At 57.9% G+C, this 8,008-nt stretch carries 8 protein-coding genes; 3 read left to right on the top strand and 5 right to left on the bottom strand.

The window, feature by feature from the left end; translation table 11 throughout:
• Positions 1-170 precede the first annotated feature (170 nt).
• The gene (locus ACR0C3_RS23120) at positions 171-1,157 is read left to right on the top strand and encodes a helix-turn-helix domain-containing protein (protein ID WP_480760754.1); all 987 of its coding nucleotides are present in this window, start codon (positions 171-173) and stop codon (positions 1,155-1,157) included.
• Between the two features lie 487 nt (positions 1,158-1,644).
• On the opposite strand, the gene pqqE is transcribed toward ACR0C3_RS23120, so the two are convergent.
• The 5 genes from pqqE to pqqA are packed head-to-tail and all read right to left on the bottom strand — an operon-like array spanning position 1,645 to position 4,751.
• Positions 1,645-2,724, bottom strand: a complete 1,080-nt coding sequence (gene pqqE, locus ACR0C3_RS23125) for a pyrroloquinoline quinone biosynthesis protein PqqE (RefSeq protein WP_480760756.1) — start codon at positions 2,722-2,724, stop codon at positions 1,645-1,647.
• Positions 2,721-3,008: a pyrroloquinoline quinone biosynthesis peptide chaperone PqqD gene (gene pqqD / locus ACR0C3_RS23130; RefSeq protein WP_480760758.1), complete on the bottom strand. Its 288-nt coding sequence runs from the start codon at positions 3,006-3,008 to the stop codon at positions 2,721-2,723. Before pqqD ends, pqqE begins: the two co-directional genes overlap by 4 nt.
• Positions 3,005-3,733, bottom strand: coding sequence for a pyrroloquinoline-quinone synthase PqqC (gene pqqC, locus ACR0C3_RS23135; RefSeq protein ID WP_480760760.1), 729 nt, complete (start codon positions 3,731-3,733; stop codon positions 3,005-3,007). Before pqqC ends, pqqD begins: the two co-directional genes overlap by 4 nt.
• On the bottom strand, positions 3,730-4,617 hold the full coding sequence (gene pqqB / locus ACR0C3_RS23140) for a pyrroloquinoline quinone biosynthesis protein PqqB (RefSeq protein WP_480760762.1): 888 nt from the start codon (positions 4,615-4,617) through the stop codon (positions 3,730-3,732). Before pqqB ends, pqqC begins: the two co-directional genes overlap by 4 nt.
• Before the next feature lie 26 nt (positions 4,618-4,643).
• On the bottom strand, positions 4,644-4,751 hold the full coding sequence (pqqA, locus tag ACR0C3_RS23145) for a pyrroloquinoline quinone precursor peptide PqqA (protein ID WP_152460716.1): 108 nt from the start codon (positions 4,749-4,751) through the stop codon (positions 4,644-4,646).
• Positions 4,752-4,951: 200 nt separating this feature from the next.
• Between pqqA and ACR0C3_RS23150 the strand changes: the two genes are divergently transcribed.
• Complete coding sequence (locus ACR0C3_RS23150; RefSeq protein WP_480760763.1) at positions 4,952-7,015, top strand: 4Fe-4S binding protein; 2,064 nt, start codon at positions 4,952-4,954, stop codon at positions 7,013-7,015.
• Positions 7,012-7,902, top strand: coding sequence for an FAD:protein FMN transferase (locus tag ACR0C3_RS23155; protein WP_480760765.1), 891 nt, complete (start codon positions 7,012-7,014; stop codon positions 7,900-7,902). The genes ACR0C3_RS23150 and ACR0C3_RS23155 overlap by 4 nt, the downstream gene beginning before the upstream one ends.
• Positions 7,903-8,008: the final 106 nt, after the last annotated feature.

The raw sequence follows: 8,008 nt of genomic DNA on the forward strand, positions 1-8,008 counted from the left end.
AACCGCGTCGACAACGCATACGGTGACCGAAACCTTGTCTGCACATGCCCACCAATGGAAGCATACGAAGAAGCCGCAGAGTGAAACAACAAACCCCGCCGAAAGGCGGGGGTCATCGAAGGGAACAATGCGTCCTTCACTCGACCCAATCAAACCAGTTGGTGGTTCTGATGAAGCATTATGTCATACGAAATTGTCACGCAGGTTCAGCTCAAATCGCCAACGTGGCAAAAGAACGCCCTCATCACATCGAAGTCATTCTGCGCTGCCAAGAGGATAGGGCATCAGCAGAATTGGTCGTGGAGTTTTTCCATGCGTTGAACAAATTGATCGCTAAAAAAGCCTATGTGGTGACAGCACGTGTTGTTGCTACCGACAAAGTTGGTGGACCACTTGATTGGGCTGGGCGGACTGCGGTTTTCTGGGGCGACTTGGAAAGTGCATGGTGCCCGGCAGGAGACCAAAAGCTTTGGGTTTCGCAAGTGATGAATCTGTCACCCAGAGTGATTTTGGTTGGTGGCGCCGTGATGTTGCTGGCACAGATGGCAGGCTCTGAACCTATGGCGGCTGCAGTGCATGCCACTTTTGAAGCGGCTGCTTTTGAACAGGGAATTGTCAGCTATGGGGCATCAACTTGCCTGGCGACAGATGGTCGATTGCACAGCGCCAATACCCGCATCAGTGCTCTGGGATTACTTTCGGAGCTCGTTTCGGATGATCACGGTCAACATATTGCTGATGCGCTACGCAGATATGTCGGATTGAGCGAGCCCGGGGAGAAAACCGAGAGTCAAATTGCCAATCGGCTCATCGGCGAAGCCAAAGGGGACGAGGTGGTCATTCATACGCTGGCGACCATGATGAAGCATATCGAAGACCCGTTGAGCATTTCAGAACTTGCCGCGACAGTCGGTACGTCTGTCCGGCAGCTTCAGAGAAGATATCTCAGCAAAACAAATGCGAAGCTTCTGGACACTTACAAAGAGTTGCGTTTGGAGCGGGTTGGGATCTTGCTTAAATACACGGACATGCCCTTTGCAGAAGTTGCCGCCGCGACTGGGTTTTCGTCTCGTTCCGCCATGTCCCGGAGCTTCTTCAAACATTTCAAATCTACTCCCGAAGAAAGCAGAAAGCGGCGGTATCTTGGGTGTGAATAGAACAAGAGCTCTCAATTCAGCGTGCTGTTTCTGGATGCGCAAAAGCACCTAATAGCGAACAGTCTGGCGTTCAAAAACGAGGGCGTGGACGCCTGATTGGCTGCGCCTATCGTAGCGCGAAGACCAAGTAGCACGATATCTGTGATAGCCAAGGGCGTCCGGTAAACCTTTTTTTACTGCCGGGCACGCTAGCGACTAAATCGGCATGCGGGCCTTGCTTAGCAGCGTATCAGATGTTGACTGGCTGATTGAAGACCATGGCTAAGACGCTGACCGGCATCTGAGATGCGTCGAAAGAAAAAGGGCTACGCGCCTGTTTCTAAGGTCGCAGGCGACGCACGGAGGCTGTCAAATACGACAAAGGTCACTAAAAAGGGCGTAACCGGATCGAAATCATGCTCTATAGCCTTAAGGATTTGCGGTGTGTCGCAATCCGCTCCAACAGATGTTCCAAGATATTTCTGTCCGCAATAGCACTTGGTTGGGGTCAAGCTTTGCGATAGATGAATTCATTTTCAGGATTGGCTGACATGGCGTCCAAAACGTCTTTGACGCGGCTATTCAGCGGTGACTTTTTGCAAACGGGATCGATGGCTTCGGCATCCTGCGCAAAGGCCATCGCCTGACAACGACAACCTCCGAAGTCGATTTCTTTCCTCTCGCAGCTTTGGCAGGGTTCGGGCAACCAATCGGTTCCCCGATAGGCGTTGAAGGCGCTGCTGTGGTGCCAGATGTCCGACAAAGGTTTATCGCGCAGGGACTCGAATGCCAGATGGGTGATTGTCTGCGCCGCATGGCAGGGCAGGACGGTGCCGTTGGGCGTGATATTCAGGCCTGTTGACCCCCAGCCGCCCATACAGGCCTTAGGAAAGTCCGAGTAATAATCAGGCGGTACGAAGTCGATGGCCAGAACGCCTCGCAAGTCCCTGCTGGCGCGGGCAACGGTGTCTTTAACGGCCTGGGTCTGCTCAAGCGTCGGCAGCAGTGCGGCGCGGTTCGGCAGAGCCCAGCCATGGAATTGCACACAAGCGACCTCGAGCCTGCGGGCGCCCAGTTCGACGGCCATTTCGATCGTGCGATCCAGATCATCAAGATTGTGGCGATGCATGACCGCGTTCAGGGTCAGCGGGATACCCCTGTCACCGATCTCTTTGGCGATGATCATTTTTCGGTCAAAACCCCCTCGATAGCCTCCAATGCGATCGGCCAGATCGGCATTCGTGCCCTGCAAGGAAAGTTGGATGTGATCCAGCCCTGCCTCCTCGAGCCGGTCCAGCCGTTTGGGGGTTAGCCCGATGCCGGAGGTGATCAGGTTGGTGTAAAGCCCGATACGTGCGGCCTGTGCTGTAAGGTCTTCGAGATCGCGGCGCGAGGCGGGCTCACCCCCTGACAGGTGCAATTGCAGGACGCCCATGTCGAACGCCTGCTGGAACACATCCACCCAGGTCTGGGTATCCAGTTCTGTCTCTTTGCGTTCTAGCTCGACCGGGTTGCTGCAATAAGGGCAGCTGAGCGGGCAGCGGTGGGTGAGTTCGGCCAAAAGCGCGATGGGGGCTGGGGCGGTCATGACTGCACCAACACGTAGAGGCGGCTGCGCAGAGCCTGCAGGAAGTGTTGAACATCGGTTTCGACCTGATCGGCAGGGGCGCCGTAAGTGGTGGCAAGATCAGTGACGATCTGGCTAAACGAGGTCTTCCCATCCACCCGCGACAGGATGGCGACACCGATATCGTCCAGTTCGATTACCTTTTCCGGGGCCTGTAGGACCATGCGGTCACGCACCGTGTCACGCTGAACCCGAACGCCGCGCGGCAGATAGGGGCGATCGGACTGCTGCAGCTCAAGCGTCATAACAGGCCTTCCCCCGGTTTCCACGCACCGGGCGGGATCAGGCCCGGTTCCACATATCCCGACCAGAGCGCATCCAGCTGCGCCCACAGTACGTTGGTTTTGAAGATCAGCGCCTCGCAGGCCATATCTTCTTTTTCCTCTGTGTCCGCATGGTCCAAAACCCAGTTCAGGCCGAATGCCACGTCCTTGGGGGCTTGGGTCAGACGTTTTTGGAAATAGGACAGGCTGTCGGAATTGGCGAAGTCATAGTGCTGCAACAGGCCCTCAATCCGCTGTTCGTGGATTTTGGGGGCAAACAACTCGGTCAGAGAAGACGCGACCGCCTGTAACAGAGGCTTTTCGCGCACGTAATGCACATAGGCGTCGACGGCGAATTGGGTCGCGGGCAGGATACCGCGGCTCGAGGCGACATAGTCGGGATCAAGCCCCACGGCCTCGGCCAATTTCAGCCAGCGCCGGATACCGCCGCCCTCGGTCACGCCGCCATCGTGGTCTTCGATGCGGGATCGCCACTCGCGCCGGATATCGGGATCAGTGCAGCGCGACATGAAGGCGGCATCCTTCATCGGAATCGCTGCCTGATAGGCCCAGCGATTGATCACCCAGGCGCGCACCTGATCGGGGGTGCATTCCCCGCTGTGCAGCCGGTGATGAAACGGGTGTTTGTCGTGATAACGCTCAGCCCCGATCTGACGCAGGCGGGCCTCAAGAGTGTCGCGGCTCATATCGTGATCTCCTGCCCGTCATAGGCGATGGTCCAGCCTGCGGTTTCCACAAAGGCGCGTTCCGGGCTGTCGGGTTGCAGAACCGGGTTGGTGTTGTTGATGTGGATGAAGGTTTTCGCCGCGCGGATCTCTTGCAGTCGGGCGATTGACCCCTCGGGCCCGCTGATCGAGATATGCCCCATCCGCTGCCCCGTTTTCACTCCGGTTCCGGTGCGGATCATCTCATCATCGTCCCAAAGCGTGCCATCAAAGAACAGCTGATCGGCGTCTGCAATTCGAGCCAACAGGTCATCGGTCACCTGCGCGCAGCCGGGGATGTAATAGGCGGTCTTGTCGGTGGTGGTCAGCCGGACGCCCACGGTCTGTTCGCCCAGAAGATCGGTCTGGACGCTGTCGCCCTCCATGAACAGCGGCACCTTGCCGGGCACCGCAAAAAGCTGCGCCTGCAGCCCCTCTTGTAGGGTGAGCTCATCGCCCAGAGCAATCTGACGACGGCCCACCTTCTCGCGGTTGACCGCATCGAAAATCCGGTTCTGAGACAGCACATCCAGTATATCGCCCGTGGCAAACAGGGTGAACGGGGTCTGTTCACGCAGGCTGAGCAACCCGGCGATATGGTCGATATCCCCGTTGGTCAGCAGGACCGAGGCCACAGGCGTATCGCGCAGCGCGCGGGGGTGCATTTTGGGGCTGTCCAGCATCTGCTGGCGAATATCGGGCGAGGCGTTCAGGATGCTCCAACTCAAACCATCCGGGGACACCGCCAACGAGGACTGGCCGGAGGGCGGGATCTTGCCCTTACGGGCGTCCTCGCAATTCCGGCAACCGCAGTTCCATTGTGGCAAACCGCCACCTGCAGAAGCCCCAAGAACCAGGAAATGCACTTTGGGCCTCCGCTGCGTTCACGTGTTCAGAACAGGTCGGGCTCGTACTCGCGGCCTTCGTCCTCGGACGGAGAGTACATGTTGATCTCCATACCGCAGTTCACTTCTTTCAGCTTCGGTGTGCTCCAGGTCATAGTGTCCTCCCGATGAATGACTGGCGTTGTTGAAAACCTACTACCGGCGCGATTTTCGGAAAATGCTCCTTTGGTCGTAGGGATGGGATGTAGTGTTGAGGGGCCGGGGCGGCTGCGTCAACCGCCTTGGGGTCGTAGAGGCGGGACTTAGGACTTTCGTCGAATGTCATGGGCGCAGGTGGAAATATAGTCTCACGCATATGCGCGCGATCCTGCTACTTGTGTTTTTGCTTTTCAGCGGCCTGTCGGTTCAGGCAGAGCCTCTGCCGCGTGAGCAGATCGAAACCTATATCCGCGCCCCGTTTTCGCTCGGGGAAGCGCTGAACGATGACGGGGTCTACAGCCTGCTGAACTCGGGCGGCAGTGAGGCCGGATATGTGTTTGAATCTGAACCCTTGGCCCCCTTGCCGGGATTCTCAGGCGCGCCGATCAACATGCTGGTGGTGCTGGACCTTGAGGGGCGCTTTCTGGACGTCCAACTGATCGAACACAACGAGCCGATATTTGTCTCGGGTCTGGGTGAGGCCCCGTTTCACAAATTCTTTGAACAATATGGCGGGCTGTCGATTTCGGATTCGATTGTGGTGGGAACACCCTATGGCGATGCGGCGGCGGGTTCACAGCTTGTTTATCTGGATGGCGTCACCAAAGCGACGGCCAGTGTGCGCATTGCCCACGAATCCGTCATGGGGGCCGCGCTGGCAGTGGCCCGCGAAAAAATGCAGGGGCTGGCCACCGCGCCGCCCGCCTTTCCCAACCCCGAGTACCAAGAGGACCTGACCTGGCAGGATCTGGTCGATCAGGGCATCGCCACGCGCAAAACCTACACCAACGCGCAAGTCGACGCCTTGTTCACAGGCACCTTGTGGGAGGATGATGATCCTGAGGCGCAGGAGTACCCGGATGAGCCGTTCTTAGACATCTGGGTTGTCGATTTGGGGCCTACTTCCATCGCCCGCGCCGCGCTGGCCGAGGACAGTTTCGACGAACTCCAGAGCTTTCTGGAAATCTCGGACAATGATGAACCGATCCTGGTTATCGAAACCGCACGCCACGGGTTGGTCAGTGAGGATTTCGTGCGCAATACCGCGCCAGATTGGTTGTCGGCGGAACAGGATGGCTTTCCGGTTGCCCTGCGCGATGCCGATCTGTTTGTGGAGCTGGCCGATGGTCTGCCCAATGGGACCGCCATGATCTTGCGCACAGACCGCAGGCTGGGCTTTGACCCCTCACGCGATTGGGTTCTGAACGTGCTTGCCGTGCGGGAACACGGCATGTTCCAACCTGAAATAGGCTCAGTCACGCTTGAGGTGCTGCATGTCACACCCGAGCGGTTCTTTGCCCGTCCGGTTCAGATCACGCCGGTCCCGCCATGGCTTGAGGCGCTCCGCAACCGTCAGGCCGACATGATCGTTCTGGGGATTTTCCTGACAGGTCTCATCGCTGCGCTCAGCTTTCGCATGAATGCACTGGCGGCCCATCCTTTGTTCACGCCCCTCCGCATGGGCGTGCTGGCCGTTGTCATCGGCTTTGTCGGATGGTGGGGGCAAGGGCAGCTTTCCATCGTCACCGTTCTTGGAACACTCAGAGCAGCAGTCGAGGGTGGCAGTTTCGCATTCCTTCTTTATGACCCGTTTTCCTTGCTAATCTGGGCGGTTTCGATCGCTGGTTTCATCGCATGGGGTAGGGGGCTGTTCTGCGGCTGGCTCTGCCCCTTCGGCGCGATGCAAGAGTTCGCGCATCACCTTGGCAAAGCCCTCCGCCTGCCGCAAATTGAGCCGTCCGAGGCTTGGGACAGGCGTCTGAAATGGTTGAAATATGTCATCCTCGCGGGTCTTGTGGGCGTTGTGTTCGTCGCTCCCGATCAAGTGGACAAAGCTGCCGAGGTCGAGCCCTTCAAAACCGCGGTCACCACCTTCTTTGTGCGGGAATGGTATTACGTGGCCTATGCGGCGGGATGGCTGTTCCTTGGAATGGTGCTGTTCAAGGGATTTTGCCGCTATGTCTGCCCGCTTGGCGCCTTCATGGCGATCGGAGGGCTATTGCGCGGGCGCGATTGGATCGACCGGCGCGCAGAATGCGGTTCTCCCTGCCAGTTGTGTAAGGTCAAATGTAAATACGGGGCCATCGCAAAGAGTGGACGCATCCAATATGATGAGTGCTTTCAATGTCTTGACTGTGTGACGATTCATGACGATAGCACGAAATGCGTGCCTCTGATTGTCGCCGCTCGACGCCAAGCCAGAGAGGTCGCCGCCGAATGATAAACCGCCGCCGCTTCCTTGCCATTTCTGCCGCCGCGTTGGCGACCCCGGCGGCGGCCCAGCCCACAAAATGGTACGGCGACGCTTTGGGCGCCGAGGTCAGCCTGACCTTTGACGCGCCTCCTGACGTTGCCGAACCCGCCATCGCCCGCATCCGAGCCGAGCTTGAACGCTGCGAAGCATTGTTCAGCCTCTATCGGCCGAATTCCGACTTGTCTCGGTTGAACCGTTCTGGCCTCCTGAAAGCACCCACGCCCGAAATGCTGGCGCTTCTGCGCGCCTGTGATCGCGCCTACCGGCAGACCGACGGGCGCTTTGATCCGACCGTTCAACCCTTGTGGCGGGCAGCGGCTCAGAATGGAGACCTCGATGCCGCGCGCAAAGCCCTTGGATGGGACCGGATTCGGATTTCGCCCGATTACATTGCGCTGGATGCCGGCCAGGCACTGACGCTGAATGGTATTGCGCAGGGCTACGCCACGGATCTGGTCACAGAGGTGCTGCGCCAGGCGGGGTGGGGGAACGTATTGGTCAATATCGGTGAGTACTACGCCGCAGGGCGCAATTGGACCCTTGGCGTCTCCGATCCCCAATACGGTATCGTTCAAACCCGAACCCTCAAAAATCATGCAATCGCCACCTCAAGTCCTGGTGTGTTGCGACTGGGTGGTGGTCATTTTCACGTCCTGAATCCAAAAACCATGCACCCACCCCTATGGTCGACGGTTAGCGTTCAGGCTGCAGACGCGACGTCGGCAGATGCATTGTCAACGGCGTTTTGCCATGCAGATGAGGTTGAGATTCAAACCATCCTCGACCGAACAACCAAGAACACCATTGTCATATGTGTTCACCAGAACGGTTCTGTCCGGACCTTCCGGTCATAGCAAAAGCCCCGGGGTTTTGCCCGGGGCTTTTGGGTTTGTTGTTTCTGTGTTTACGAGCAGTCTTGGACGGCGCGTTTTGTCATGACGCTGACGAGATGCGCGCGGT

It is taken from the genome of Ruegeria sp. CK3 (assembly GCF_056536565.1).

Excerpts from the sequence above, each read along its gene's own strand:
- pqqA (WP_152460716.1), bottom strand. The coding sequence starts at position 4,751 with ATGACCTGGAGCACACCGAAGCTGAAAGAAGTGAACTGCGGTATGGAG.
- pqqE (WP_480760756.1), bottom strand. The coding sequence starts at position 2,724 with ATGACCGCCCCAGCCCCCATCGCGCTTTTGGCCGAACTCACCCACCGC.
- pqqD (WP_480760758.1), bottom strand. The coding sequence starts at position 3,008 with ATGACGCTTGAGCTGCAGCAGTCCGATCGCCCCTATCTGCCGCGCGGC.
- ACR0C3_RS23155 (WP_480760765.1), top strand. The coding sequence starts at position 7,012 with ATGATAAACCGCCGCCGCTTCCTTGCCATTTCTGCCGCCGCGTTGGCG.
- ACR0C3_RS23120 (WP_480760754.1), top strand. The coding sequence starts at position 171 with ATGAAGCATTATGTCATACGAAATTGTCACGCAGGTTCAGCTCAAATC.
- ACR0C3_RS23150 (WP_480760763.1), top strand. The coding sequence starts at position 4,952 with ATGCGCGCGATCCTGCTACTTGTGTTTTTGCTTTTCAGCGGCCTGTCG.
- pqqC (WP_480760760.1), bottom strand. The coding sequence starts at position 3,733 with ATGAGCCGCGACACTCTTGAGGCCCGCCTGCGTCAGATCGGGGCTGAG.